The sequence below is a fragment of the Paenibacillus sp. FSL R7-0340 genome, assembly GCF_038002205.1.
Taxonomy (GTDB): domain Bacteria; phylum Bacillota; class Bacilli; order Paenibacillales; family Paenibacillaceae; genus Paenibacillus; species Paenibacillus polymyxa_B.
This window is the reverse complement of record NZ_JBBOBY010000001.1, coordinates 4,389,855-4,415,203: the sequence shown is the minus strand read 5'-3', so window position 1 is coordinate 4,415,203 and position 25,349 is coordinate 4,389,855. Positions and strand designations below refer to the sequence as shown.

The window sequence follows — 25,349 nt, the reverse complement described above, 5'->3', positions numbered from 1 at the left end:
AGTTCCCCACCCTAGTCTTTTTTGATAGAACGTTCCATGAGTAGATTGAACATTTTGACTTCTTCATCTGGAAGTGAAAGTATCAATTCAATTGCTTTACGCTTGTCCTCGCTCAATTCCTCGGTGTCAATGTTTAGTTTATTTTCGATTTCTTTGTATGTATTCTCAAATAGGAGATCATCGATAGTTACGTCTAATATCTGTGCGATGTGATCTACTTTACCCATCCTCGGTTCATTACGTCCGCTTTCCCAGTAACCAACAGTTACGCCTGATACTCCAATGCGTGCGCCGAGTTCTTCCTTGGATAACCCTTTATTCTCTCTAAACTTTTTTAGATTTTCTGCAAAATTTAGTTTGTTCACAATAACTCTCCTCGTAATTAATTTGACTTAATAGTACCACTAATAAAACACTATTTCCACATTTTTTCTAACTTATACTTAAAAAAAACGGTTTTTCCGTTGACATTTAACTTTAAGTTAGATATAGTGAAAACACGCAAGGGGGTGAGCATATGCCGTACCGTCGCAGAACACTAAGGGAGTGGAGAGCTTATAGAAAGCTATCTAAAACTGCTGTAGCTGAAAAATTAGACATCCATACAAGTACTTATACGCGTATGGAAGAACGTCCTGAGACTATAACAATGTTGGAGTCAATGAAACTAGCTAAGGTGTTTGGATGTGTCGTTGGGGAAATCATTTTTTTTGAAGAAAATCCTAACATTATGTTAGATGTATCGATTGGTTCCTAACAAAAGGAGGGAAAGAGAATGGAACATCTGCCTTCAATTCTAACTGTAGAAGATGTCATGGAGTATTTCAGAGTAAGCAGACCAACAGTGGCTAGAGCAATTAAGGCACGGAAGCTTAAAAGCTATAAGTTAGGTGGTCAAAGACGAATAAAGTTGGAGTGGCTAAAAGAGTACGAAGATTTACTTATAGCCTCTTCTGCTGAGGGAGGAGAAACAGTATGACTCAATTAGTATTTATCCGTGAAGGACAAGCCGTAACGGACAGTTTGACCGTTGCCCGAGAGTTTGGAAAAGATCACGATCATGTAATGCGCGACATTCGTCAGCAACTTAAAAAATTGCAAGAGGCAGATGAAACAGAATGGAGTGTCGCCAACTTTGGGGAGGCCCAATATCAACATCCTCAGAATAAACAATGGTATCCCAAATTTGATATGACGGAAGATGCTTTTGCGATTGTAGCAATGTCATACACAACCCCGGAAGCAATGAAAATGAAGGTGAAGTTTATTACTGAGTTTAAGCGAATGCGAAACGAATTAACTATCAATACACAAGCATTATCGCCAGAATTGCAAATGTTTAATCAAATGTTTCAGGCTGTTGCAAAAGTAGAGTTGGAAAACTCGCAACTAAAAAACGATGTGAACGCCGTAAAACAGCAACTTGATAACCAAGCCGAAATTTTGGCCCTGAACCCCACAGAATGGCGCAAGAAAGTCCGCTCTCTACTGAATAAGATTGCACAGAAACGCGGCGGTCATGATGCGTACTCAGAAGTGAACAGCGAGAGCTACGAACTGCTTGAACAACGCGGGAACTGCAAACTGGGCATCCGGCAGGAAAACATCAAGAAGCGCATGGCTCTGGAAGGTGCCGCTAAATCGAAGATCAATGCAATTAGTAAGTTGGAAGCAATTGCGGAGGATTCGCGCTTGACGGAAATATACCTAGCTATTGTTAAGGAAATGGCAATCAAGCACAGCGTTAAGGTGGACTAATAAAAAGGAGTGAATACCTTGAATTTAACCAAACAAGAAAGCGAACTTATCCAATTTATTCGTACATTAGATTTTGACGACATGCTGAACGTGCTGGACGGCATTAAAGCAGTAGCAGAAGACTTGTCTACTAAATCTGTGGTGCATGCATCCAAAGGTAATGACAGAACCGCACAAGCCTTTAAAGCCCAAGCTGAAAACATGGACAAGCTTGAGCAGTTACTTGGTGAAGCAAATGAAGAATACCGTAAGGAAATCTATTCTGGATTAGAAGAAGGAGAATGAAGAATGTTATCACATCAAACACAGGCGGTAGTGGAAAAGACAATTGTAACGTTATGCGAATTGGCTCAAAAAAAGCTAAATAGCAATTCAATGTCCAATGGAAGTTTTTCAGAAGTGAAATTGTTAGTAGAGGCAGCAGCTGAGCTTGTTGATTCTGTGAGGAATTGAAAAACTCGGCAAAACCAATTGGATGCCGAGTTCATGGACAATACATTATCTACCTTGTAAAGATTCATTCACAGATTTAGCAATGATTTTATAAAACGCTCCAATTTCTTCAGCACGCTTTTGGTTGTAATGGCTTAATTGCTGGTCGGTATAACCTGATCCATTGGCTGGCGCGATAATAAAACCTTTTTCAATAGCTGCAATCGTTATTTCCTTTGCAATTTCAGATGGTGTTTGGTTCGACATTTAAATCACCTCCATGGAAAGTTTAATTTAATTAATCTCAATCAGTGAAACTAAATCAATTTGTTTATCTTTGAGATTAATAAATGGCAACTTAATGGATTTGTCTAAAGATGTTGCGTTTAACAGATACGGATAAAAAGGAGTCGGCTCATCCTTAACATCAGCCAATTCAATAATCTTCAATAAAGTATCAAAAAATAATTCGAGATCTTTGATGCTGAACAGTGGATTGCTCCAATAAGATCTTGGAGATGTAGTCTTTGTTAGGGTTTCCCATGTTTTTTGCAGAAGCCCTGTTGCATTAGTGCCATCAGCATAAAAATGCACAGGTTCAACGTCTCCAGAATCATCAATAAAGGATTGATATGGAACGCCATCATCATATTTGATGAAATCCCCAAAAAATAATTGTCCTTCTAAGTTGATGACAAGTTTTAGATTCTTTCCGAAAAAATTTGATCGTTGTGTACGTGTGATGCGTTCAAGAAGGAAATCAAACGCTTGTAATTGTTGAATAGAGTACATTTAATCACCTACCTTTCGTGAAATAGCGTCTGGACAACTCTATTTTAAACGAAATGGAATAGATTGGATAGTAAAAAAATGTAAAAGGAGAATGAGTATGAGCGACTTACAACAACGTATTGCCGAACTAGAGAATATGTATGATCTGCTCGCGGATAATCCATCGTGGGTACATCCAGAAGTATCACTGGCATCCTTCGGCTGGCTGCTGAACGAGATTATGAGCCTTCGGGCGTTGTTGCCAGCAGAAAAAAGAGTGGCGTCATGATATGGCGATGGTGGCGTAAACGTCCTGTGGTAGTCACCAAGGATCTTACGGGGCTGAGTGTACTAACGGATGAACATCTGGAATACTTGGGCCGATTGTATGAGCAGGAACCGGAATATGGCCTTATCAAAAACCGTATCTCATTTGGTCGTTATGTTGAGTTGGCGCAAAAGATTCAGTGGGAGGTTTGATATGGTGATCAGATGTGGATGCGGAGCTGAGGCAAAGTATCTGGTATACGAACATGAGGAACCACACTGCAAAGAATGCATGTTGGATGCAATTGAGTGTAAAAATCAGGTGCTTGTGAGGGTGATAGACAATGCATATGGGAATAAGGATCAAGGCCAGTGATGAATTTGAAGATAGGTTTGCCTTAACTTTAGTCGGTGGTTGGGTAGTAGATGGACCGCATCCAAAGTTTGCATTTAAAAACGAGGTGCAACGCCGTGAATACGATCGGATTCGAAAACAGATCAAGGAGGGAGAACATGCAGAACCTACAGCAAGCCCGGAATCACGTCCAGTCAGCCATCCGAAGATTAGAAGCAATCGCAGAAAACACGGATACCAAATCTAATTCTACAGCAGCTATTTTGGAAGCACTTATGGAAATGTACCGTTACGAGGATATTCCTAAAATGGTGGACGAGCTTAAACAAGTGGATTTGTATCTGGAAAGTAAAATGACCCCGGTTGCAGCCGAAGTCAAATAAAGCACTTATTAATAACAATTTACGGAAACAATATCACACTTTTAGGAGGTTGTAAAGATGTCTGAAGAGGTCAAACTTAATTTGTTTCAGAAAATCAGCGCTGTTATGCGAGACGTGGAGTACCTTTCCAAAGACGATAAGGTGGAATTTGGCAACACCAAGTACAAGGCTATCAGCGAGGAAAAAGTTACCGCTACGGTACGGGCGAGTCTCATTAAACACGGTCTTATTGTTCTACCTATTAAACAAGTTCATACCAAGGAAGGTAATTTGTCTACGGTCGATGTGGATTACAAGATTATTGACATTGATACAGGAGATCACGAAATTATCGTTTCTTCTGGTACGGGAGCCGACACGCAAGACAAAGGCGTGGGCAAGGCTATGACCTATTCATATAAATATTTGTTCCTGCGGACGTTTGCTATTCCAACTGGAGAGGACCCCGACAAAATTACCAGCGCAGAACTTGATGAAAAGCAGCGAAAGGCTGAGGAAGAAGCAAAGAAACCGCCAGCTTCGTTACGCGCCAAATGGAAGATGTTAAGCGGTGGGATAATTGCTGGCTTTGACGATTGGGTTGTTCAGCAGGTCAAAAAAGGCTGGAGCTTTGCAGACATGGAACGTGCCTTGTTGACCAAGATCGAAGAGAAGAAAGCAGAGGAGGAAGCTGCTAATGCTTAATCGCACGATTTTGATAGGACGCTTGGTTGCTGATCCTGAACTTAAATATACACCTTCGGGCGTTGCCGTTGCTCAATTTAAACTGGCAGTAGATAGACCGTTTACTAATAACGGTAATCGTGAAACTGACTTTATCCCAATTGTGACCTGGAGGCAGCTTGCAGAGACATGCGCTAACTATCTTCGTAAAGGCCGTTTAACCGCCGTAGAGGGCCGTGTACAGGTGCGGAACTACGAGAACAACGAAGGCAAGCGTATCTATGTAACTGAGATTGTAGCGGATAATGTGCGGTTTCTGGAGTCGAACCGCAGCCAACCGGACCCGAACGAGCCGGATCATCGCCGCAATTATGATAAAGACCCGTTTGCAGACGATGGGAAGCCAATTGATATAAACGATGACGACTTACCTTTCTAGGAGGATAAATGGAAGTAGCTAATGTAACGCAAGAGTTGTATGCCGCTTCAAAACGGCTTGGTAAGTCAGCGGATGCCTTGTTTGGTCTAGGCCGTGATAAAGCAGAAACAGAGCGCATCTACCGCGCTGAACTGGCTAAGGAAATGTTTAAGCTTCGGCAGGAAAAAATGCCCGTGACTCTTATACCGGATCTGGCAAAAGGAAATGTGTCAGAAAAACTATTTGACCGGGACTTGGCAGAGACACAGTTTCAAGCTGGTATTAAAGCGGCGGATGCTATCAAGGTTCAAGTTTCGGCATTGCAAAGCATCCTCAAATTGCAGACGGAAATATAGGAGGGCCTATGAAGATAGATTTAATGGATGAATGGTATCCCGTTCCTAAGCCCGGCAAAAGCAAACGTGTAAAGCTCACACAGCGTCAAAAGGGAGATATAAGCCAACAGGTAGATAAGCAGCTTAAAGCACGGTCACACGGGCTCTGTGAGCTTTGTGACAACGCATTGGCTACTGAACGAGCTCACTTGATCGGACGTAAGCACATTAACCATAAAACGAGAGTAACGGACTTATTACATTTATGTACAGAGTGCCACGACTGGTTGGACGAAACGCCAGAAGGAATACGAGCACGCCGCTGCATGGCGATGCTGGCAAACACGAACGAGAGGGGAAACAAAAATGAAGAATATCGGACTTAGCATAAAGGGGCTTTGTAAACAAATCAAGGCGGATAAAAACCGGATGATCTGGTCCTTAAAAGATGGGGTGTACTCCATAACCAACCGTCACTGGATGATTACTCTAACCGAATTGCCAAGGGAAGTGAAAACAGTATTGCTAACTATCTTTGGGGATTTCCCAGAAGAAGGCCGTTGCTTACAAAACACTTCATATAGTGCGATTCCTCTAAACAGTCCATCGGTAGATGGTTTGATACTAGACCGTGAGCATGCCGTTCCTGCTAGAAAAACAGATTATTTGTTATCGTCTAGCAAGGTAGGTGATTTGAGGATTTTCAAGGCTGGGGAAGATTTCATTTATATAAAAGAATCATTTTTGGAAGCAATCGATCCAAATTTAGGATTTGAAAATATGAGTTCCTTTGGGAAATTATCACCATTTATTTTTGAAGATTTGAATTATGTTGTGCTACCTGTACGGATCGGGGAAGAAAAAGATTTGCTTACACTCAAGGAACTAACTAACGAGTAGGTGGTGAAATGTCCGGGAAAGGTTGGATCAGCGTACACCGTAAAATGCTGGATAATCCGGTTGTATGTAAAGATGGCGACTACATGGCGGTATGGATGTATTTGCTTCTGAACGCCACTCATACCGAGTATCCAGCGCTGTTCTCCGGGAAGAAGGTTATCCTTCAACCCGGGCAGCTTATAACCGGTAGAAAGTCGATATCAGAGAAATTGAACATTTCAGAAAGCAAGGTACAACGGATACTAAAATCGTTCGAAAGTGAACATCAAATTGAACAACAAAACGGAAACAAAAACCGCTTAGTAACAGTGGTTTCATGGTCTGAATACCAAGAGAGCGAACAACAAAATGAACAACAACTGAACAACAAGCGAACAACAACTGAACAACAAGTGAACACAAACAATAATGTAATAACAGAACAACAGAATAATGAAAATAAAAAACCACCTTCTCCGAAAAATCCTAAACGGATTTATTCCGAGGACGATCGGAATTTTAAACTGGCTAAAAGATTTCACGAACTGGCTTATCAAAATGCATTAGAGATTGGAACGGATCATTTAATAGAATCACCTAACTTTCAGAAATGGGCCAATACGTTTCGTTTGATGATTGAAAAACAGAAACTATCGGAAGCCGAAATTGGTGAGGTTGTTAAATTCGCTTTATCGGATTCATTCTATCGAACTATCATATTCAGTCCGGATAATCTTCGAAAACAGTATCAAGCTATTTTAACCAAAATGAGAACACAGGGAGGCGGTGGACGTGGACAGCGTAAAGCCAGCTATGCAGCAACTACTCAAACGGGTGGAGGCTATGAAAGCCCAACAGAAGACCTCATCCTTGGAAAATCAGGATCAGAAGAAAAATCTGTTTCCGAAGAACTCTTACAGAGAATTAGAAGCACCTGAGGGCTGCGCTAAGTGTGATTACACAGGAACCATCAACGTAATGCGCTGGATAGAGAAAGAGGGCTACACGGACAAGTACGGGGCTCCTATGAAGGTCCAGGTCGCCCAGGTAGAACCGTGCTCATGCTTACTGGACAAACAACTCAAAAAATACACAGCAAACAGCAGCTTCAGCCATGAGCAAAAACAGAATACCTTCAAAAATGCTGTGATTGACGCAAAAAACGCTGAACACTTCGCAATAGTAACTGATTTTCTTAACAATATCGACTCTCACAAAGAAGACGGAACATGGCTTTATATCTTCGGGGACGAAACCCGGATTAAGGGGAATCAGAGCGCTTACGGCACTGGCAAGACGTTTTTAATGGACTGCATTGCCAATGCTCTAGCAGAACGGCGCATACCAGGCCTCTACGTGACCGAGGAGACGCTTTTCGGGGATATCAAGTCTACTTACAGCCGGAACAGCGAAGAGAGCGAGAACGAGGTCCTAAGCCGCTATTATAACGTACCTGTGCTGATGATAGACGACCTGTTTACGGCTTCTTATACCGAATGGTCCGAAGGCAAGCTGTACAGCATCCTGAATGAACGCATGCAGAATGGCATGATAACGATTATAACTAGCAATTATTCTACTGATCGGATACATGAGCGACTACCGCTAAATGGCCGAAAGATTGCCAGCCGGATTGTTGGACAAGCTCAGCGGATTGAAATGATTGGCCCTGATCGGCGTGAAAAAAAGGCCCGGGATAGACTCCAATAAGAAGGGAAGAAGATAGATGGGTCATTACACGCTGATAGAGAAATCTACAGGTCGGAAGATGGGGTGTGCCTGCGGAAAGCTTCCTGATAAGGTACTGGAGAAGTTAGACGCCCGGATGGAAGAAAGTAACGCAGAGGATTGTGAAGAGTGCTTGGGAGAGGGGATAGAGGAATGATCCTATGGACTAAATACGACCCGAAGGATAGATCGATTGAAAGTCACGTAGACCACTTGGTTATAACGAGTTCAGGGGGTTGCAGTATTGCACAACATGCTAAGTCACTGGTTAGTGATGGATATGTTTGGTGCGGCATTGGTGGTTACAGAATCAACAATGTAACGCACTACTCAAGAATTAATACGCCGTAGGCCCCCGAATCGACCGAACAGCCTAGCGAAGCGGCAGCCGAATAAAATCATAGCCCCTAAAGGGCAAGGAGAGGAGATAACAGAATGATCAAATGGATCAAACCTCTGATCTGTAGATACAGGGGGCATAAGTGGGAGACATATACAGTCAGCACAGGTTACGGGAGCAATGAAATAGAACAAGCAGGTTATTGTGTTCGGTGTGGTTGGGACACTCATGGAGAATATGAAGGGCAGCATGAAACCGAGGAATCATTTGATTATGTTGAATCTTGGGAAGCTGAGGAGGTCTAAACCATGTATAAGATAAAAGTCCATTTGAGAAACGGAAAAGAGATTGAAATTTGTGCTAAGGATTTTGAATTTGAACGGTCTAACGATGGTGCGAGGTTTTCAGGATATAAGTTTGGCGGTATAACCTCACATGCTAAGTTTGGCTTTGATATAGCTGAAATCGTTGCATATGAAGCATGGGAATTGACCGTAGATAGTCCAGCTAATGAGCAAAGGGAAGAGGTTGATAAGGTTGGATAAGAAGATACAAGAGATACGAGAAGCACTGGCAGCAGCTACACCGGGCGATTGGCAAGAAGAAGGCGCGGAAATTTGGAAGCGTGGCAAAGATTATCAATGCGATAACAGACATGTGCATATCTGCGATGTTGTTGATGATAGCAATCGCAAGTTAATAGCTAATGCACCAACCTATATATCCTACCTCCTACAACAGATAGAGATTAAGGATAAGGCACTTGGGTTTTATGCTGATTTAGAAAATTGGGAGCAATATTATGGGTCACTGGATATAGATTCTGCGATTCTCAATGATTGCGGCATTATAGCCCGTGCAGCTTTGAAAGGAGAGGATACAAATGAGTAGACCCATAAAATTTAGAAAGTGGGATAAGGATTTAAAAAGGATGCATGTGTTCGGTGAGGATGTCCGTGACTCAATAATTTTCGATGATAACCAAGAAGCATATTATTACAGCGAGGCGTTTTATTACAGTCTCCAGAATGACAGTGCCCGTGAATTGATGCAATATACCGGACTAAAAGACCGTAACGGTAAAGAGATATACGAGGGAGATATATTGGCGTGGCAGGATCACAAGCATTTATGGTCTACGGCGGATGATAGATTCACCGCAAAAGCAACAGTGGAGTTTGATCTTGTGGAATTAAAGTATACGGTTGGTCATTTATCTTTGTCGGCAAAACGTGAGTTTGAAGTGATCGGCAACATCTATGAAACTCCATTGGAGGATACCCCATGAATCCAATAGACCCCAAGCAAATGGCTGATGCAGATTTAATCATAAGCCTTTACGATAACACGTTATGCACGGATTACCGTCAAGAACTGGCTAAAGAAATCTATCGGAGGGCAGGCGAAGCGGATGGCTATAGCAAAACGGATTGACGCATTCTATCAGAAAGAGCGGGGATACAAGATTAGGGACCAGAAAGGACAAACAGTAGGCGAAGTATATTACCTAAGCCGCTGCCTGACTCCTGATAAACGGATGATGATCCTAAGGAGGACGAGCCATAGATGGAGCGACTAATATTGCCGGGGCTGGCACCAAGTGTTAACCATATGTATCGAAATGCAATGGTGAGAGGGCGGCGGATGCGGATTAAAACCGAAGTAGCTGAACAGTGGTTCGCAGATACGATTCTACGGGCTAAGGTGTGGCAACGGGAAAATAAGTGGTCTACCGCCACAGGAAAGGTCACTGTGAGACTCTGGTTTTACTTTCCGGACAAACGGAGGCGGGACACGCACAACGCGCTCAAGGCGCTGCTAGATGCCTTAGAAGATGCGGGTATGTACGAAGACGATAAGATGGCTTTGCCACAAATAATAGATTTTGAGATTGATCAAAAAAAACCGCGCATCGAAATTGAGTTTGAAAAAATGACAGAATAAGGGTGGGGAACATGGATGACGCGAAGGTGATCAGAATGATTGAAGAAAATCAAGGGCTAGTACACAAGGCAGCTCAAAAATATTTGGAAGTATGCAAAACCAAACGAATTGACTATGAGGATATGGTCAGCGAAGGCAATATCGGTTTACTACTTGCTGCAAGAAGATTTGACGAAACCCAGGGACATGCGTTTTCGACATATGCTACACGATATATTCATGGGTATATGCTGATATATATAAACGACAAAAGCGAATTAATAAGGGTGCCAAGAAACCAAAAAACACGTGGTAACATGGCACAAAAATTCAAGTATGTATCATTCAACCGGAAAATACATCGGGATGATAAGGGCGGCGATGCTGGAAGAACGATGGGAAACGTTTTATGCCAAGACGACGACGATAAAACAAGGATATATGTTGAGGAATTCTTGGATATGTTGACACCGAAACAACGGGTAATTGTCGAAGGTCTGATGCAAGGTAAAACACAGCAGACCATGGCTAAAATAACTGGTATGAGCAGGCAAAACATGTCTGACAATGTCATCAAAAAAATACGAAATAAAATGAAATTATATCAAGAGCTATCATCAAAGTAGAGGCCATCAAAATGACAGGTAAATAATTATGTAATTCATATAACAACGAATAAAGGAGTGTTGATAATGGAGAACAAGACTCTTAAATATATCCCTGGCTATTATCCATATCGTATCGACGAAGACGGAAAAGTATTTGCTCCACATGCGAAAACAGGCTTTCCGGTTTTGGTGAAAGAGAGCAATCGGATGGTAAATGTCCGTCAAGATGGGCGGACAAAGAAAGTAAAAGTAGCTGAATTATACCGTAGAGCATATAACAAGCTGCTTCCAGAGGATTAAATATATAGCCCCCAAGGGCAGAGAGGACATAACAATGGATAAAGTGAAATTGACGAAGGCACAGGCGTGGCATTTGGAGAACTTGAGAGAACATCATAGTGAACGCGATATTGTGGCGACTGCTATAAACGATCCGGGAATTACAGCACACGTAAAAGGAGGTATTAATTCAATAGATCACGATACCTTGATTCGTGCTTTATATATCGGATATGAAGTGGAACAAACATTGGAAGAGAAACTACATGAGGCATTTGAGGATACTCCACCCAGTCTCCCTAATCCTTCATGGACAGATGAAGATAATGTCAGAATGTCATATCAGTGCGGTTTTAGGACGGCGCTTCGTACAGCAGGCATTAAAGTACCCGGCATTAACAATTAAGCCCCATAGGGGATAAGAAGGAGGCTTAGCCCTCCATAAGGGGGAGAGACACATATGCAAGGAGTACGCAGCCCATTGATTTGGTTTGGTGGCAAGAGCAAGTATGCGCAGCACATCATTAGTCGCTTCCCGGCACATCGGAAGTACGTGGAGCCGTTCGGTGGTGCAGCTCATGTTATTGCTCAGAAGCCACGCATAACCCATGAGGTATACAACGATATTGACGGTCTGGTGGTTAACTTCCTGATGGTCAATATAGGGGATCCTGAACGGTTACGCGTTGCTTGTGAGGCACTTCCATATAGCCGCCAACTATTTGAACGGTGGAAGCGTGAGCCGATGCCGCAAGAGCCATTTGAAAAGGCCGTTCGCTTCTTCTACCTGAATCGTTCGGCTATAGGAAAGGGCAACGCCGAGGAAGTACCGCAAACAGGCTGGCGACACAGTACAGTTTCTGGCCAAAGCCCAGCGAACGGATACCTTAGCGCCTGCAAGCTGCTACCGGACTTCGCGGAGCGGATGAAAGGTGTGATGATCGAGCATACAGATTTTCGGACAATTATTGAAAAATATGATGATCTACACACACTGTTTTACGTTGACCCACCTTACGTGGGCAGGGAGAAATATTACGCAGGCAGCTTCACAGAGCGTGATCACCGCGACCTGGCGGACTTGCTTCATAGAGTACAGGGGAAAGTTGTCCTGTCCTACTATGACGATCAGCTTGTAAAAGAGCTTTACCCTGACTTCACTCGAGATCCATTCGACGCGCATAAGCAAGTAGTTGGCGGCTCCGGCGCGGATATCGACACTGAGGAAATGTTGCTCATGAACTTTGACAATCGTCAATTAACCCTATTTTAAGGGGGATACACCCCCTACTACCTATAAAGGAGAGATATACATGATTAGACCATCAAGCATTAATCCAGATAAAACATTTATCGGCAAAAGTGGACTTATGAGACGGGTTAACAAATTCAGAGTATGCGGTGTTGATGGGTCTGGACCGATTGGGGACGTATTTTACACACCCATCGACCGGAGCGGCAAGGAAGGCAAAGAAAAGTCTTGTTACTCGTTTGATTTTGCAAGATGGGCAGTGAGTGAAGTGAATGCTCAGGAACCGCTAAAGCCCGGTGATCAGGTTGTAATGCACGATTGCTATGAAGCCCGTAAGGAGAAGTACAAGGATAAGGTTTGGACGGTAGAATCTGAGCCTTGGGACCTGTGCGGATCGGAAGTTGTCCGGTTGGAAGGATACAGTGGAGGCTTTGCAACGGAAAATCTAAAAAGGGTTGAGGCATAACAGCCTCTTACCCTATACCCCTATATACCTTAAAGGAGCGAACCGATTTGGATGGACTAATCATTAAACCTAATTGGGCTGACATGGTGCTGTCGGGCATTAAACCGTGGGAGATACGCGGCAGCCGGACACACAAACGCGGCACCATCGGAATTATCAAGAGCGGCAGCGGTCTTGTATACGGCACAGCAAACCTTGTAGACTGCATCCCGCTTACCATGTATGAGTGGGCCGCTAATAAAGATAAGCACCATGTAGATTACGTAGATATAGACTACAAAACACCGTATGCATGGGTAATGCAAAATCCAGTCATTTACCCGGAGCCTATACCTTATAAGCATCCACAAGGGGCAGTTATATGGGTTAAGCTGCCCTATAACCCGGAGCTGCTACAGCCCCAAGGAGGCGGTAAAGGTGAGTGAACGGATAATTAATTTACCGGATGGTCTGCAACCTATGTCAGAAGAAGATTTGAAAACTATTTGGAACAAAGCCGACGATGCTCGGGGTGAAGAAGCTCATATGAGTAATGATGTGTTTGATTTGGTCAACGCTCTTGATGCCGCCTATGCACAAATAGACTCACTCCAGCAGCAGTTAATCCAGAAAGACCGTGAAATGTCACATGTATCTGAAAGACTTAAATTCATTGACGATGGGATGGACAAGACTGTTGCTGGTTTTGATAGGGTTGTTGCACAACGGGATGCTCTCCGTGAGCAGATTGCAGAGAGGGACCGCAAAATAGCCTGGCTTACTAACGAGTTAGGGGAGTAACCACCAATACAATACGCTCAGTCACCCTGACGGAGCGTTGGAAGGATGATAGATATGTCAGTGGATATGATAGACGAGAAATTAGATTTTGCTCTTGCTGGTTTGTTGGGCTGGGTGAATGTGTGGGATGGTGTGAGGCTTATATGGGTTGATGGAGCCACAAAAGAGTTTCGACGCAAGGTTACGGATTGGCACCCTTCATCCGATCCTGCCGCCTCTCTGGAGGTACAGGCAAAGGCGCTGGAAGCGTCCTACGTGAAATACTGCGAAGAACTGAGGAAGGTTACGAATCCAACGGGCAAGTGGTATTCCGATGCCATCGAACTAGCCGCAAGTCTTCTCGGATCAACAGCAAGGCAGAGGGCAGAGGCTGCTTATATGACATTATCAAGCAGGGTGTAGGTCCTGCACCCACTAAGGGAGGATATATAAACCATGAACGTATACCAAATTGGACGGAACTATATTGCTGCCGAAAATCTGGAGAAAGCCTACTACGAGCATTTGGAACATGAGAATAACCTTGAGTTTTTGTTCGACGGTATCAGCCTTGAACCGGGAGAAGAAACAGAAGTAACCATTGAAGCTCGTCGATTGACGGAAAAAGAGATAGATAATGAAACTGTTCCATGCTGTCAGGATGGATGCGATGAGTGCGAGGATTTAGATGACCATGTTTATAAAACTTACCGTCAGTTAATCAACGAAGGCGGAGAATTTCCTAAACTCCTGGCTTTTGATCTCTAAGGAGGAACAACAATGACAGATAAACCACGTAACTGGCAAGAGGATATGAACGGATGTGCTGGCCTGCCACCAACGCCTTGGACATGGGTAGAAACGGATGAAGCTGAGTGGATAGAAGATTCTAAACAGGAAATAGTCATTGGTAGTGAGTTTGAGTATATTTTTGATGATTTACTTGGTCCAAATGTCAGAAAGGAAGCATTCATGCGTTTCATGATTAATGCACCTGAAGCCCTTCCTTACTGGCTCCAACAATATGACATAGAGTTGAGAGGACGTATACGCTGGTCAGAGGTTGCTAAAGGATTGGGAGATGACCTAGAACAGCAAGGCAAGGAAATGATTAGATTACAAAAGGTTATACAACAAAAGGATGCAGAGATCGCGAGGCTAAAGAAGTCTATAGAAGGCCTACAGCTGATTACCAAAATAGAAAGGTCAACGCGTGTGCAACCTGAACATACGTCTTTCCTGCGAGATAAAGGAGACAAGCTATGACCATAGCTGATTGGATGATGGCTCACCCTTGGATGGCATTCTGGATGTGGATCTTCTTCTGTGTAAGTACAACCTATTGGGGGAAAAGTCGATGATAAGAGCCTATACCTCTATATTATGCGCATTACTGTTATATGTGGGTGTAGTCAGTATAGATAGGTATATGTTGATTGAGAAAGTGCCACCAAGCGAGGTGAGTATAAAATATGGCAGATAACAACGATAAAGTAACAGCTACAACGCATTGGGTATGGACAGCCAAGGCAGAAAAGACCAATGCCAGCCGATCCGTTGAGGGTGAACCTATTTGGCCTCATTACCAGCAGCGGGCGCCGAAGCGTTGGTTAGATGAAGGGTTGATACAAGATTCAACCGAATTTGCGGGTAAAGGACAAATGGATCTTTACGAATTGATATAAAAAGGAGTGGTCAGGTGGAGGCGATGCAGATGGAATTATTCCCGACAGCAAATAGGTCAGACATGCAGGCGACTCGAAGCCTTTTGAATCGGTACACCAGGATGCGTAAAACCGTTGATAGCCTGTCCGCCAGGAGTACAATAGGTGAGAAAGAACGGCTGGTTATGGAGGAATATAGACAGAAGACAGAGGCTGTAGAAATGGCTGTGAGCCTTATTATGGACGATAACGTTCGCCGGGTAATGGAATTCCGATTTATTCGGGGCAATACGCGCTGGGGTACTGTGAGCCGGTTCAGTAGCATAACAGATCGATCAGTTGATAGGCGAATTGTACGAGGAGTAGAATCCGTTGCGGAAACTCTGAAGTTAATTGGCATTATTTAAATATCACTATTTAGTATTATATGTATAAAATGTAATTTTAAGTATTACTGAAGCGTGAATATAAAATCAAAAAAGAGCTTAAAATACTTTATGTAAATTCAAACTATAAGGAGTGGTTATCTATGCAAGTTGATACTGTGACAGAAGCAAATTTTTCGAAAAGTTTATTAAATATTGGGTTTGATCGTTTACCGGATTACGTAAGAGCAACAGCAGATTATGAGGTTAAGCCGGATTTTACTGCAGATAAGGCTATTGACGGAATAACTGATACTTATTGGACAAGTGGTCTTTTTACAGGAGCAGGAAATTTAACCTTATATTTTCAAGGTCACCCTCAATCAATTTCGGTGCTGAGAATAAAAACAGGATACTTTGTTCCAAAATCCGCTGTTTTTCAAATATATGCAAAAAAAAGCATAAGTGATAATCAGTGGATAGATGTTGGAAGAGCTTCAGTACAAATTAATGCAATGGATATAAGATATCCTCAGACAGTAGATATTTCAATTCTTCATGATTCGTATGAAGTTGTTCGAATACAATGTGAAGGCGTACCAGTTATAAATGAAATAGAGACGCTTTAAAGTAAATTTGCGTCTGTACCACGTCTGCACCGTGTCCGCACGTTGTCTGTGGGTCAGCCTTACAGTAGGGATATAGGGAATAACTTCCCGGGTATCCCTGCTGCCCCTTATCGCCGCAGGACTCGTCTGCGTCGAATCAGCGTTGAAGCCTTTCACGGAACAGAGCGTGAGAGTGGAGCTGTAGCACAAGTAGCAATTAGATGTTGCGGCGGCGTGGAAGCGGGGAAGGAAGGGTTAAAATCCCTTTCAAGCGCTCCGCCCGGGCGCTATAGAACTACGGGCAACAAATCAAATAATCACTCATGACCTTCATGGTAGAAAGTATTGAGTGAAAAGAAGACGAAAAGCGACGGCAAACCGCCGCTTTTTTGCTATGTAAAGGAGGAAACAAACAATGGCACAGAATTACGCGTATCTTGATCAATACGGCATTCTGCACTTGCATAACCAGCAAGAGGCCGCTAAGCACGGTAAACATGTTGCTACCAATCTGCAAGCGGACGATAGCGGCTATCCGGTAGTGGATGGCGAAGGTGTGGTTTACTACAGCCAAGAAAACGCAGCATACATCCGTGGTAACCGTAAAGACGGAGAACGAGTAGCTACGCCGGCTGTAATCAAACAGCTTGCTGATCAACTAAAGTAACACCTTTTTCCCGGCATAGTCCGGGGATATGACACATACAGGATTATAGCGGTTCGATTCCGCTGTGTGTATAAAAAAAGAATGAGAATAAATTTACTATTTAGACTATATTATTATACTAAAACTACTTCGAAATCTGTTGCAACAGGATATATACTGAATGTATTCCAAATTTAGGGGGTTTTCTAGGTGAAAAGATTTGGTAGTTCCTTCGCGATTCTACTTTTTTTAATGTTTGCTTTGGGAACACAGGTATTTGCTGATGATAATCAGGTCGGTGCTCTTGCTAACGGTAATACGAAGGAATCAGGAATCATTTATGGGCAGCACAAGTATGGTATGTTACGTATGGTTCATATTTCTGGTAACTTTGATGTAATTGTTAGGATACAAGAATTGACTTCAAGTAATTCTTGGAAGGATATTTACGCAAATCATGTTAATGCTAGTAATCCTAAAGTTGACATTTCTTATTATCTTGAAGGTGGTAAAGCTTACAAATTAGTAGTCCAGAGTGCAGGCGCTGGTGGGGCATATCTTACTAATTATCTTCCTTAAAAAATTTAAGAGATACTAAGCACCCTTCCGGGTGCTTTTTTCGCGTTACATACAAAACCAACACAACGCCGGGGGTGGTGATCCATGTAGTGGCTGAGCAACGTTTACTAGCCAAAGCCGACTATCAAAGCGGCATGAAATACAAAGAGATTGCTGAGAAATATAACGTATCCCTTAATACCGTCAAGAGTTGGAAGCAGAGATACGGGTGGGATCGAAAAAAGGGCGCACACAATCAGAAAAGGGCGCACACAAATAAAGGCGGCGCACCACCAGGAAATCAGAACGCCAAGGGGAATCGCGGAGGTCCAGGAGGACCGCACGGCAATGATAAGGCGGTAACACATGGATTCTTCCGTAAGTTCCTGCCAGATGATACAGCCGCAATTTTGGATGCCATAGAAGATCGTTCGCCACTGGACATGATTTGGGATCAAATAACGATTCAATACGCCGCTATACTACGGGCACAACAAATTATGTTCGTTAAAGACCGCGAGGATGTGACCAAGGTACTGACCGAATCCACAGACAACGCCTTTGGCGGATCTGAAAAGTGGGAATACCAGCATGCTTGGGATAAACACGCTGCTTTCATGAATGCTCAGAGCCGCGCTATGACCACGCTACAAGGACTCATTAAGCGGTATGAGGAAATGTGCAGGCTTGGTTATGCCGATGAAGAACAGCAGCTACGCATCAAGAAACTCAAGGGTGAAGTCGAGAAGATCAGTGGCGAAGAGAAGAAGCAGCCTATGCACATTACAGTTGATTATGGTGATGCGCCATGACTGCGGTAACCGTTTCGTTCAATCCGAATTTCAAGGAAATGAACTTCACTCAAAAGCGTTACAGAGTATTCAAAGGCTCTGCGGGTTCTGGCAAATCCGTAAACGTGGCTCAAGACTTCGTTATCAAACTGTCAGATTTGCGCTATAAGGGCGCTAACCTTCTTTGTATCCGTAAGGTCAATGACACTAACCGGAACAGCACATACGCAGAGTTACAGGCCGCAATCAATCGCATCTATGGTGACCAAGTGGATGATTATTGGGATATGCCGCAATCGAGGTTGAGTATTAAACATAAGGTTACTGGCAATGAAGTCATTTTCCGTGGCGTTAACGATGCTAGGGACCGGGAAAAGCTTAAATCAATCAACTTTGCTCATGGTAAGCTGACTTGGATATGGGTCGAGGAAGCAACTGAGCTACAAGAATCGGACATTGATATACTTGATGACCGGCTTCGGGGGATATTGGATAATCCAAATCTGTATTATCAGATGACTTTCACATTTAACCCAGTGTCCGCCACTCACTGGATCAAGGGCAAATACTTTGATACCGAGCATGAGGACATCATAACGAACCATAGTACGTACCTGATGAATCGTTTCATTGATGATGCTTACCACCGCCGTATGATGCTCCGTAAAGAGCGAGACCCGGACGGCTATAAGATATATGGCCTTGGCGAGTGGGGCGAATTAGGGGGAACAATCCTATCTAACTTCATAGTGCATGACTTTGAAACGTCATTCTCCATGTTCGATAGTATGACATTCGGACAAGATTTTGGTTTCAACCATGCTAATGCGATACTCTCTGTCGGTTTTAAAGATGGGGAGATTTTTATATGCAATGAAATCTACGTTCATGAGAAGGATACAGGCGAGATCATAGCGTTGGCTGATGGAAAACTGGACAAGCGTATACGGATGTACTGCGATTCTGCCGAGCCCGACCGTATTAAGACCTGGCGTAAGGCTGGTTACAAGGCTAAGGCCGTGGTGAAAGAACCAGGCAGCGTAAACGCCCAAATTGACTGGCTAAAGAAACATAAAATACACATACATCCGAGTTGTGTGAACACGATCAAGGAGATACAACAGTGGAAATGGAAGCATGACCCTAAGACGAATACCTATACGGATGAACCAGTCAATGTGTTTGACGATGCAATGGCTGCGCTTCGTTATGCTGTTGAAGGGATGCGTAAAGGACCTACATTCTCTTTTGATTAAGAAAGGGGGATTTAATTGGACGCAGTAGGCACGACAGAGGAAATGATCCGAGTAATAGAGGCGGGAGCTGCATCAGCCATGTCGGACGAACAGATTATTCAACAAGAGATTGGCGAATGGCTTCTTTCTCCCGAGAGACAGGCGATGCTTGAAGGCGAACGGTATTACAAAAACAAGGGAGATATCACGCGGCGCAACCGAGAGACCATTGGCGAGGATGGGAAGCTGGTTGAGGCCAAGAACCTCGCTAACAACAAATTGGTGCATGGTTTCCTTCGGAAGTTGGTAGACCAAAAAGCCGGATATTTACTTAGCAAAGAAATGAGCATCCAAACAAAGGATACAACCTATAATGAATTGCTTACAGACATCTTCGATAAGGGATTCAGGCGCTTACTTAAGAGCTTGCTTAAGGAGAGTATCAAAAAGGGCAAGGGATGGCTGCACATCTATTACGATGAAAAGGGAAACTTTCGTTTCAAAAAGTTGCCTTCTGAAGAGATTATCCCACTCTGGCGAGATAAGGCACACACAGAGTTAGATGCGCTGATCCGTATTTATAAGGTGGAAGTGTACCAAGGTATCACAAAAACAATTGTACAAAAAGTGGAATTTTGGCATAGCGGTGGGGTGAATCGGTATGAGTCAGGACAAGGGAATTTTAGTGCGGATACAAACAACCTAATTCCAGATGTAGAGTTGGGTGAGACTGCTCCACACATCATGTCTCGGGGCAACGAAAACAAAGGATTTAATTGGGATCGGCTACCTTTCGTTTGTTTTAAATATAATGAGGATGAGTTGCCGCTTATATCTCTGCTTAAGTCTCAAATTGATGAGTATGACCGCAAAAAGTCCGACAACAGTAATAACTTAGAGGATTTACCTGAGAGTATTTACGTAATTCGAGGGTATGACGATGAGGACTTGGGGACGTTCAGAAAAAACCTGACCACATTCAGGGCCGTCAAAGTGAGCGCAGAAGACAACGCTGGCGTGGATACACTTAACCTCGAAATCAATACAGAGGCATACAAAAACCACATGCAGATGACACGAAAAGATATTTACGAATTCGGTCGCGGTGTGGATACTCAATCCGATTCGTTCGCAACAGCACCAAGTGGAGAGGCGCTGAAATTCCTTTATGCTGATCTTGACATGGATGCGAATGATATAGAGAACGAGTTCCAGGCAGCCCTTGAACAGTTAATGTGGTTCGTGAACACGCACATCTCTAATACTACTCGTACGGATTATTCAAACGAAACGGTCAATTTTATTTTTAATCGCGATATTGTCATTAATGAGTCCCAAGTTATTACCGATGCCAAGAATAGCGAAGGAATCATATCCAAAGAAACTCAACTGGCAAATCATCCTTGGGTTACTGACGTTAAAGAAGAAATGAAACGAATGGATGCTGAGAAAAAGGATGCTGAAAATAGAATTGGGGAATACGGTGGTCTGCCTGCCAATACGCCCCCAGAGAGCGACGAAATCGGAGCCGCTGACCAATGAAGTCCGAGGAGTACTGGTCTAAGCGGATGGATGCCCTCAACGAGGCGCAGCTAAGCAAGGGTGATGCTTACGTTCGTAAGATGGAAATTGAGTATGCCAAGGCTACCGCATCCATACAACGTGACATAGACGCCTTTCACCAACGGTTCGCAAAAAATAATGAAATCGGCCTGGCTGAAGCACGGCAAGTGCTCAAAGCTGGGGAACTCAAAGAGTTTAAGTGGACGGTTGAGGATTACATTAAAGCAGGCCGGGAGAATGCCGTAGATCAGCGTTGGATGAAAGAGTTAGAGAATGCTTCCATAAGGGTGCGTATGACCCGCTTAGAGGCTCTAAAGTTACAGATGCGGCAACATGTCGAGGTGTTGACTGGGAAGCGGCAGGCAGGCGCTAAAGAGCTTATGGGTGATATATACAAGGATGGGTACTATCATTCCATCTTTGAGCTCCACAAAGGCACTGGGTTGGGCGCTACATTCTCTAAATTGGACAAGCGGCAGATTGAGGCGGTCATAAGTAAACCTTGGGCGGCAGATGGCTCAAACTTCTCTGCACGGATCTGGAAAGACCGTGACAAGTTGGTGCATGAGCTTCAAACCGTGCTTACACAAGGTATGATAAGGGGCGACACGCCGGACAAGATGATTAACGCCTTATCTGACCGTATGGGCGTTTCCCGATCAGCTGCAGCAAGGATCATACAAACGGAATCAGCCTACTTTGCCGGACAGTCCCGTATGGATGCCTATAAGGAGCTGGGTGTAGAACAATACAAGTTTACGGCTACCCTGGACAAACGCACATCCTCAATTTGCCGTCACATGGATGGAGAGGTATTTGGGGTGTCTGAAGCTGAGGTAGGGGTGAACTACCCACCATTGCATGCTTATTGCCGTTCTACCACGATTCCACATTATGAGGAAAATGTCCAAGAGCGAGTTGCGAGGGACGAAGACGGTAAGAATCAGGCTGTTCCCGGTGATATGACTTATTCCGAATGGGAAAAGGAATATGTGAAGCCGAACGCACCGAATGAACCCACAGAAAGCAACGTGCCAGATCCTGAGGTTGAAGAACCTGGAGGCAGCTTTAATCGGAAGTACAATCCAAAAGCTTCTTACCATGTTGATCTGCCAAACGTCTCCGAACCGGTATTAGAAAAGTTAGCTGAGGTTAATCGCAGTCTTGCCCGGGAAGGTCACAAAGCAGGCAAAGAAATCATGGTCATTATGGATCAGACAGCAGGTAAGAAAATCGGCAGAGCTGATGGTGTCATAAATAAGGTTACATTTACTCCTGAGATACATGAGTCACTTATCAAAGCACCGCCGAATAGCGTAATCCTTACTCACAATCACCCACGAGGAACAAGGGTTAACGTTAAGGATATTCGCAACATGGCGATTTATCCGGCCATTGCTAGCCTGCTTGCAGTTGGGCATGATGGTGGAGTGAGTGGAGTATCATCCAATGGTAAATCTTCTGATCTACTTGTATTTAATAATGTGCTGGAATCCACTGCCATGACTGCTCTTGAACAGTTACAAAGCAGCGAGAACTATGCTACAATGTCAGAAACAGCCAAGAATGAGTATATGGATTACCTTTGGTTGCAACTCATAATTAAGAAGCTGGGGTGGACGTATGTCGAAGACTTCTGGGCAGCCAAAGCGGACTATCGGTTTAATCGATGACACGCCGCTGAAGCTGGATTTTACTAAAACGCCTGAAGAAATAGCTGCTGACATGCTAAGGCAAGTCAAAGAGCCATTTGAAAAACAAAATAGTAAAGATTAAAGCCTGATTGCACATTTAGATGCAGCAGGCTTTTTATTTTGCCCTGCCATACGGCTATAAACTGGGTACCGCCCTCTTTAAAGGTTCGGGGCTGACTGAACGTATCCTATGCGTGGTGGGTTACACGTCATAAAAACTAATTAGGGGTGTTAATGATGGATTTGAAAGAATTGCTTGGAGAAGATTTGTATAACCAAGTTGTTGAAAAGGCTGGTGATAAGAAGCTAGCGGTCGTTAATGATGGCAATTGGTTCCCAAAAGAAAAATTCGATGAAGTGAACAATACAAAAAAACGACTCGAAACGGATCTGAAGGACCGAGACAAACAATTGACTGATTTGCAAAAGTCAGCGGGAGACGTACCAGCATTACAGGAGCAAATTACCAATCTCCAAGAGGCGAACAAAGCGACTGCAAAGCAATATGAAACTGATATGAAAGAGCTGCGCCTCAACACGGCTCTAAAACTGGCTCTAAGCGGACAAGCACACGATCCAGACATTGTGGCTGGACTGCTGGACAAATCAAAAATCGAACTGGACGACAACGGCGCTGTAAAAGGTGGCTTGGACGACCAAATCGCAAGCCTACGCGAAAGCAAGGGCTTTTTGTTTGCGGAAAAACAAGAGACTGGTGGGAAAGAGTTTACGGGCATCACTCCCAAAGACGGTAACGACAAGAGTATAGAACAACCGGACTTTAGCCGCATGTCTGACGAGGAGTATTACCGTTACAAAGAAGCAAAAAAATAATACCGGACAAGCCGGACTATGGAGGAATTACAAATGTCTAATACATTTTTAACAGCTCAACTTATCGCGCGTGAAGCTTTGCCTTTGCTGCAATCAAACATGGTTATGCCTTACTTGGTACACCGTAACCACTCGGACGAGTTCAAAAAGAAGGGAGACACAATTCAAATTCGTAAACCAGCCGTATTCGTTGCGGACGAGTTTGGCGGAACAATCAACCTGCAAGATGTAGGGGAAGGCCAAGTGCTGGTGAAATTGGATAAGATTGCGGACGTGTCTGTTGAGCTTACATCCAAAGAACTGACACTTAATGTAGAGGATTTCAACCAACAAATTCTTGGCCCTGCGGTACTGGCGATTGCTGAAAAGGTCAATCGTGATCTGTTGGGACTTTATGTGGACGTGCCGTATCACGTTGGTGCGGCAGGCTCGGTACCTAGTACACTGCAAAGCTTTGCAGATGCTCGATCGGCTTTGAACAGCCGAAAAGTGCCATTGGCTACCCGACGCGCTGTATGGAACCCTGATGCAGATGCTCAACTGTCAATCATCCCTGCTGTTGTTAACGCTGAGAAATCCGGCACCACTCTGGCTCTGCGGGAAGGTTCTATGGGCCGTATCCAAGGCTTGGACAACTACATGGCGCAATCAGTATTCACACACGTCGCCGGTGGATACACGTCGCTGGCTGATGTGACTGTAACGGCTGCTAAGGATGCGACTGTTATTAAAATGGAGAGTACGGCTGGAACTGCAACTACGGCACTTAAAAAAGGTGATATTTTCACTTTGGGTGGTAACCAGTATGTAGTAACTGAGGATACCACTTCGGCCGTGGCTGGTGATATTGCAAGTGTGAAAATCTACCCTGCACTTAAAGCGGCTGTAAGTAATGCACCGGTTACATTCACGGATCGCACATCCGCAGCGCACGCTGCTAATCTAGCGTTTCACGAGTCGGCGTTTTGCTTGGTTACGAGACCGTTGGAATTGCCACGCGGGGCTACTGAAGCATATGTCACTAGCTTTAATGGACTTAGCCTTCGGGTAGTTTTTGGATACAACGTTACTACTAAAAAGCAAACAATGTCTGTGGATATGCTTTATGGCGTAAAGACTATGTATCCAGAACTTGCTGTACAAGTCTTAGGATAATCTTGCAGGAGGCTGAAATGCCTCCTAGAAGGAGGAGTATACATGATTTGTCACATTTGTAACAAAGATTTTTCTTCCGTGGTATATCCATATCATGTAGAACGTTGCCAAGCAGAGCCGAAAACCCCGGAGGATATGAAGTTACCAGAACTCAAAAAATATGCTGAGTTGAATGGTATTGATCTAGCGGGTGCAACTAAAAAGGAAGATGTGCTCGCAGCCATACTGAAAGCGGGTGAAGGCAATGGAACCGAGCCGCAGGGAAGCGCTGCTGACCAAGCTTAAAATCCTACTTGGCATCCCGGTTACTGATACAAGTAAGGATGTACAACTTGGATTTTCCTTGGATTTTACCATTGACGGGATACAAAATTACTGCAACATATCCGATATTCCGACCCAACTGGAAAACACGGTGTTGCAGATTGCAGAGGACTACTACCGCACTAAATACTCAGAAGAGTTTGCAAAGGCTGCTCCGGTTGTTACTAGCGTTAAACGTGGAGACGTAACGACTGCATTTGGGCCAACCAAAGCGGCAGTATCAGCAGGCTCAGGTACAGCGTTTGTGCGTAACTATGCGGTGCAACTGAACGCATTCAGGAAATTGAGGTGGTAAT

48 protein-coding genes are annotated in these 25,349 nt (G+C 43.9%); 45 read left to right on the top strand and 3 right to left on the bottom strand.

The annotated features are described in order from the left end of the window. Nucleotides 1-11: 11 nt before the first annotated feature. Nucleotides 12-365, bottom strand: coding sequence for a helix-turn-helix domain-containing protein (locus tag MKX59_RS19640; RefSeq protein WP_340858790.1), 354 nt, complete (start codon nucleotides 363-365; stop codon nucleotides 12-14). A gap of 152 nt (nucleotides 366-517) precedes the next feature. Here MKX59_RS19640 and MKX59_RS19635 point away from each other — a divergent pair, with 152 nt between their 5' ends. The 5 genes from MKX59_RS19635 to MKX59_RS19615 are packed head-to-tail and all read left to right on the top strand — an operon-like array spanning nucleotide 518 to nucleotide 2,211. Beyond that, nucleotides 518-757 (top strand): helix-turn-helix transcriptional regulator, encoded by a 240-nt coding sequence (locus MKX59_RS19635; protein ID WP_340858789.1) that lies wholly within the window; start codon nucleotides 518-520, stop codon nucleotides 755-757. Between the two features lie 18 nt (nucleotides 758-775). Beyond that, nucleotides 776-979: a helix-turn-helix domain-containing protein gene (locus MKX59_RS19630; RefSeq protein ID WP_340858788.1), complete on the top strand. Its 204-nt coding sequence runs from the start codon at nucleotides 776-778 to the stop codon at nucleotides 977-979. After that, a complete protein-coding gene (locus tag MKX59_RS19625; RefSeq protein ID WP_340858787.1) occupies nucleotides 976-1,758 on the top strand; it encodes a Rha family transcriptional regulator in 783 nt (260 codons plus the stop codon). The genes MKX59_RS19630 and MKX59_RS19625 overlap by 4 nt, the downstream gene beginning before the upstream one ends. Before the next feature lie 18 nt (nucleotides 1,759-1,776). Next, nucleotides 1,777-2,043 carry a hypothetical protein gene (locus MKX59_RS19620; protein ID WP_340858786.1) on the top strand — a complete coding sequence of 89 codons (267 nt, stop codon included), beginning with the start codon at nucleotides 1,777-1,779 and terminating at the stop codon, nucleotides 2,041-2,043. A 3-nt stretch (nucleotides 2,044-2,046) separates the two neighbouring features. After that, nucleotides 2,047-2,211 (top strand): hypothetical protein, encoded by a 165-nt coding sequence (locus tag MKX59_RS19615; RefSeq protein WP_340858785.1) that lies wholly within the window; start codon nucleotides 2,047-2,049, stop codon nucleotides 2,209-2,211. Nucleotides 2,212-2,256: 45 nt separating this feature from the next. On the opposite strand, the gene MKX59_RS19610 is transcribed toward MKX59_RS19615, so the two are convergent. Continuing rightward, entirely contained in the window at nucleotides 2,257-2,457 is a 201-nt protein-coding gene (locus MKX59_RS19610) for a GTPase-activating protein (RefSeq protein WP_340858784.1), read from the bottom strand. Between the two features lie 27 nt (nucleotides 2,458-2,484). Beyond that, entirely contained in the window at nucleotides 2,485-2,982 is a 498-nt protein-coding gene (locus MKX59_RS19605; protein ID WP_330707733.1) for a hypothetical protein, read from the bottom strand. Between the two features lie 97 nt (nucleotides 2,983-3,079). On the opposite strand from MKX59_RS19605, the gene MKX59_RS19600 reads away from it, so the two are divergent. The 40 genes from MKX59_RS19600 (at nucleotide 3,080) to MKX59_RS19405 (ending at nucleotide 25,348) form a co-directional block, all read left to right on the top strand. Further along, nucleotides 3,080-3,250 (top strand): hypothetical protein, encoded by a 171-nt coding sequence (locus MKX59_RS19600; RefSeq protein WP_340858783.1) that lies wholly within the window; start codon nucleotides 3,080-3,082, stop codon nucleotides 3,248-3,250. Continuing rightward, nucleotides 3,247-3,441: a hypothetical protein gene (locus tag MKX59_RS19595; protein WP_340858782.1), complete on the top strand. Its 195-nt coding sequence runs from the start codon at nucleotides 3,247-3,249 to the stop codon at nucleotides 3,439-3,441. The genes MKX59_RS19600 and MKX59_RS19595 overlap by 4 nt, the downstream gene beginning before the upstream one ends. Before the next feature lie 300 nt (nucleotides 3,442-3,741). Continuing rightward, the gene (locus tag MKX59_RS19590; protein ID WP_340858781.1) at nucleotides 3,742-3,966 is read left to right on the top strand and encodes a hypothetical protein; all 225 of its coding nucleotides are present in this window, start codon (nucleotides 3,742-3,744) and stop codon (nucleotides 3,964-3,966) included. A 57-nt stretch (nucleotides 3,967-4,023) separates the two neighbouring features. Next, on the top strand, nucleotides 4,024-4,650 hold the full coding sequence (locus MKX59_RS19585; protein WP_340858780.1) for an ERF family protein: 627 nt from the start codon (nucleotides 4,024-4,026) through the stop codon (nucleotides 4,648-4,650). Beyond that, entirely contained in the window at nucleotides 4,643-5,068 is a 426-nt protein-coding gene (gene ssb / locus MKX59_RS19580) for a single-stranded DNA-binding protein (protein ID WP_340858779.1), read from the top strand. The genes MKX59_RS19585 and ssb overlap by 8 nt, the downstream gene beginning before the upstream one ends. 8 nt (nucleotides 5,069-5,076) lie before the next feature. After that, nucleotides 5,077-5,403: a hypothetical protein gene (locus tag MKX59_RS19575; protein WP_340858778.1), complete on the top strand. Its 327-nt coding sequence runs from the start codon at nucleotides 5,077-5,079 to the stop codon at nucleotides 5,401-5,403. Nucleotides 5,404-5,411: 8 nt separating this feature from the next. After that, entirely contained in the window at nucleotides 5,412-5,768 is a 357-nt protein-coding gene (locus MKX59_RS19570) for a hypothetical protein (protein WP_340858777.1), read from the top strand. Continuing rightward, nucleotides 5,749-6,282: a hypothetical protein gene (locus MKX59_RS19565; RefSeq protein ID WP_340858776.1), complete on the top strand. Its 534-nt coding sequence runs from the start codon at nucleotides 5,749-5,751 to the stop codon at nucleotides 6,280-6,282. The genes MKX59_RS19570 and MKX59_RS19565 overlap by 20 nt, the downstream gene beginning before the upstream one ends. An 8-nt stretch (nucleotides 6,283-6,290) precedes the next feature. Next, complete coding sequence (locus tag MKX59_RS19560; protein WP_340858775.1) at nucleotides 6,291-7,199, top strand: hypothetical protein; 909 nt, start codon at nucleotides 6,291-6,293, stop codon at nucleotides 7,197-7,199. Then, entirely contained in the window at nucleotides 7,105-7,971 is an 867-nt protein-coding gene (locus tag MKX59_RS19555) for a DnaA ATPase domain-containing protein (RefSeq protein WP_340859006.1), read from the top strand. Before MKX59_RS19560 ends, MKX59_RS19555 begins: the two co-directional genes overlap by 95 nt. Before the next feature lie 16 nt (nucleotides 7,972-7,987). Then, complete coding sequence (locus tag MKX59_RS19550) at nucleotides 7,988-8,146, top strand: hypothetical protein (RefSeq protein WP_340858774.1); 159 nt, start codon at nucleotides 7,988-7,990, stop codon at nucleotides 8,144-8,146. Between the two features lie 278 nt (nucleotides 8,147-8,424). Continuing rightward, nucleotides 8,425-8,634, top strand: a complete 210-nt coding sequence (locus MKX59_RS19545; protein ID WP_340858773.1) for a hypothetical protein — start codon at nucleotides 8,425-8,427, stop codon at nucleotides 8,632-8,634. Between the two features lie 3 nt (nucleotides 8,635-8,637). Then, complete coding sequence (locus MKX59_RS19540) at nucleotides 8,638-8,874, top strand: hypothetical protein (RefSeq protein ID WP_340858772.1); 237 nt, start codon at nucleotides 8,638-8,640, stop codon at nucleotides 8,872-8,874. Continuing rightward, on the top strand, nucleotides 8,867-9,220 hold the full coding sequence (locus tag MKX59_RS19535; protein ID WP_340858771.1) for a hypothetical protein: 354 nt from the start codon (nucleotides 8,867-8,869) through the stop codon (nucleotides 9,218-9,220). The genes MKX59_RS19540 and MKX59_RS19535 overlap by 8 nt, the downstream gene beginning before the upstream one ends. Then, nucleotides 9,213-9,617, top strand: a complete 405-nt coding sequence (locus MKX59_RS19530) for a YopX family protein (RefSeq protein WP_340858770.1) — start codon at nucleotides 9,213-9,215, stop codon at nucleotides 9,615-9,617. Before MKX59_RS19535 ends, MKX59_RS19530 begins: the two co-directional genes overlap by 8 nt. Then, nucleotides 9,614-9,763, top strand: coding sequence for a hypothetical protein (locus MKX59_RS19525; RefSeq protein WP_175405213.1), 150 nt, complete (start codon nucleotides 9,614-9,616; stop codon nucleotides 9,761-9,763). Before MKX59_RS19530 ends, MKX59_RS19525 begins: the two co-directional genes overlap by 4 nt. A gap of 132 nt (nucleotides 9,764-9,895) precedes the next feature. Continuing rightward, complete coding sequence (locus MKX59_RS19520; RefSeq protein ID WP_340858769.1) at nucleotides 9,896-10,273, top strand: RusA family crossover junction endodeoxyribonuclease; 378 nt, start codon at nucleotides 9,896-9,898, stop codon at nucleotides 10,271-10,273. An 11-nt stretch (nucleotides 10,274-10,284) separates the two neighbouring features. Further along, the gene (locus MKX59_RS19515; RefSeq protein ID WP_340858768.1) at nucleotides 10,285-10,878 is read left to right on the top strand and encodes a sigma-70 family RNA polymerase sigma factor; all 594 of its coding nucleotides are present in this window, start codon (nucleotides 10,285-10,287) and stop codon (nucleotides 10,876-10,878) included. A gap of 66 nt (nucleotides 10,879-10,944) precedes the next feature. Further along, a complete protein-coding gene (locus MKX59_RS19510) occupies nucleotides 10,945-11,160 on the top strand; it encodes a hypothetical protein (protein ID WP_340858767.1) in 216 nt (71 codons plus the stop codon). 34 nt (nucleotides 11,161-11,194) lie between these two features. Further along, the gene (locus tag MKX59_RS19505; RefSeq protein WP_340858766.1) at nucleotides 11,195-11,545 is read left to right on the top strand and encodes a hypothetical protein; all 351 of its coding nucleotides are present in this window, start codon (nucleotides 11,195-11,197) and stop codon (nucleotides 11,543-11,545) included. A 54-nt stretch (nucleotides 11,546-11,599) separates the two neighbouring features. Next, nucleotides 11,600-12,412, top strand: coding sequence for a DNA adenine methylase (locus tag MKX59_RS19500; RefSeq protein WP_340858765.1), 813 nt, complete (start codon nucleotides 11,600-11,602; stop codon nucleotides 12,410-12,412). Nucleotides 12,413-12,452: 40 nt separating this feature from the next. Then, nucleotides 12,453-12,857 carry a hypothetical protein gene (locus MKX59_RS19495; protein ID WP_340858764.1) on the top strand — a complete coding sequence of 135 codons (405 nt, stop codon included), beginning with the start codon at nucleotides 12,453-12,455 and terminating at the stop codon, nucleotides 12,855-12,857. Nucleotides 12,858-12,904: 47 nt separating this feature from the next. Then, nucleotides 12,905-13,282, top strand: a complete 378-nt coding sequence (locus MKX59_RS19490; RefSeq protein ID WP_340858763.1) for an ASCH domain-containing protein — start codon at nucleotides 12,905-12,907, stop codon at nucleotides 13,280-13,282. Then, nucleotides 13,275-13,637: a hypothetical protein gene (locus tag MKX59_RS19485; protein ID WP_340858762.1), complete on the top strand. Its 363-nt coding sequence runs from the start codon at nucleotides 13,275-13,277 to the stop codon at nucleotides 13,635-13,637. Before MKX59_RS19490 ends, MKX59_RS19485 begins: the two co-directional genes overlap by 8 nt. Before the next feature lie 54 nt (nucleotides 13,638-13,691). Beyond that, the gene (locus MKX59_RS19480) at nucleotides 13,692-14,039 is read left to right on the top strand and encodes a hypothetical protein (protein ID WP_340858761.1); all 348 of its coding nucleotides are present in this window, start codon (nucleotides 13,692-13,694) and stop codon (nucleotides 14,037-14,039) included. A gap of 33 nt (nucleotides 14,040-14,072) precedes the next feature. Beyond that, nucleotides 14,073-14,384 (top strand): hypothetical protein, encoded by a 312-nt coding sequence (locus MKX59_RS19475; RefSeq protein WP_071558590.1) that lies wholly within the window; start codon nucleotides 14,073-14,075, stop codon nucleotides 14,382-14,384. A 12-nt stretch (nucleotides 14,385-14,396) separates the two neighbouring features. Further along, nucleotides 14,397-14,882 (top strand): hypothetical protein, encoded by a 486-nt coding sequence (locus MKX59_RS19470; protein ID WP_071558591.1) that lies wholly within the window; start codon nucleotides 14,397-14,399, stop codon nucleotides 14,880-14,882. 206 nt (nucleotides 14,883-15,088) lie between these two features. Continuing rightward, on the top strand, nucleotides 15,089-15,301 hold the full coding sequence (locus MKX59_RS19465; protein WP_340858760.1) for a hypothetical protein: 213 nt from the start codon (nucleotides 15,089-15,091) through the stop codon (nucleotides 15,299-15,301). A 23-nt stretch (nucleotides 15,302-15,324) separates the two neighbouring features. Continuing rightward, nucleotides 15,325-15,687 carry a hypothetical protein gene (locus MKX59_RS19460; RefSeq protein WP_340858759.1) on the top strand — a complete coding sequence of 121 codons (363 nt, stop codon included), beginning with the start codon at nucleotides 15,325-15,327 and terminating at the stop codon, nucleotides 15,685-15,687. A gap of 122 nt (nucleotides 15,688-15,809) precedes the next feature. Beyond that, nucleotides 15,810-16,274, top strand: a complete 465-nt coding sequence (locus MKX59_RS19455) for a hypothetical protein (RefSeq protein WP_340858758.1) — start codon at nucleotides 15,810-15,812, stop codon at nucleotides 16,272-16,274. Between the two features lie 394 nt (nucleotides 16,275-16,668). Next, nucleotides 16,669-16,920, top strand: coding sequence for a hypothetical protein (locus MKX59_RS19450; RefSeq protein ID WP_068939718.1), 252 nt, complete (start codon nucleotides 16,669-16,671; stop codon nucleotides 16,918-16,920). A gap of 189 nt (nucleotides 16,921-17,109) precedes the next feature. Continuing rightward, entirely contained in the window at nucleotides 17,110-17,478 is a 369-nt protein-coding gene (locus tag MKX59_RS19445; protein WP_340858757.1) for a hypothetical protein, read from the top strand. 89 nt (nucleotides 17,479-17,567) lie between these two features. Further along, the gene (terS, locus tag MKX59_RS19440; protein ID WP_340858756.1) at nucleotides 17,568-18,269 is read left to right on the top strand and encodes a phage terminase small subunit; all 702 of its coding nucleotides are present in this window, start codon (nucleotides 17,568-17,570) and stop codon (nucleotides 18,267-18,269) included. Continuing rightward, a complete protein-coding gene (locus MKX59_RS19435) occupies nucleotides 18,266-19,504 on the top strand; it encodes a PBSX family phage terminase large subunit (protein ID WP_340858755.1) in 1,239 nt (412 codons plus the stop codon). The genes terS and MKX59_RS19435 overlap by 4 nt, the downstream gene beginning before the upstream one ends. 15 nt (nucleotides 19,505-19,519) lie before the next feature. Further along, nucleotides 19,520-21,025, top strand: a complete 1,506-nt coding sequence (locus tag MKX59_RS19430; protein ID WP_340858754.1) for a phage portal protein — start codon at nucleotides 19,520-19,522, stop codon at nucleotides 21,023-21,025. Continuing rightward, a complete protein-coding gene (locus tag MKX59_RS19425; RefSeq protein WP_340858753.1) occupies nucleotides 21,022-22,719 on the top strand; it encodes a minor capsid protein in 1,698 nt (565 codons plus the stop codon). Before MKX59_RS19430 ends, MKX59_RS19425 begins: the two co-directional genes overlap by 4 nt. Nucleotides 22,720-22,974: 255 nt before the next feature. After that, nucleotides 22,975-23,574 (top strand): phage scaffolding protein, encoded by a 600-nt coding sequence (locus MKX59_RS19420; protein ID WP_340858752.1) that lies wholly within the window; start codon nucleotides 22,975-22,977, stop codon nucleotides 23,572-23,574. Nucleotides 23,575-23,607: 33 nt separating this feature from the next. Further along, nucleotides 23,608-24,729, top strand: coding sequence for a P22 phage major capsid protein family protein (locus tag MKX59_RS19415; protein ID WP_340858751.1), 1,122 nt, complete (start codon nucleotides 23,608-23,610; stop codon nucleotides 24,727-24,729). A gap of 42 nt (nucleotides 24,730-24,771) precedes the next feature. Beyond that, entirely contained in the window at nucleotides 24,772-25,014 is a 243-nt protein-coding gene (locus MKX59_RS19410; RefSeq protein WP_340858750.1) for a Rho termination factor N-terminal domain-containing protein, read from the top strand. After that, complete coding sequence (locus tag MKX59_RS19405; protein WP_340858749.1) at nucleotides 24,974-25,348, top strand: phage head-tail connector protein; 375 nt, start codon at nucleotides 24,974-24,976, stop codon at nucleotides 25,346-25,348. The genes MKX59_RS19410 and MKX59_RS19405 overlap by 41 nt, the downstream gene beginning before the upstream one ends. The last annotated feature ends 1 nt before the right edge of the window (nucleotide 25,349 follow it).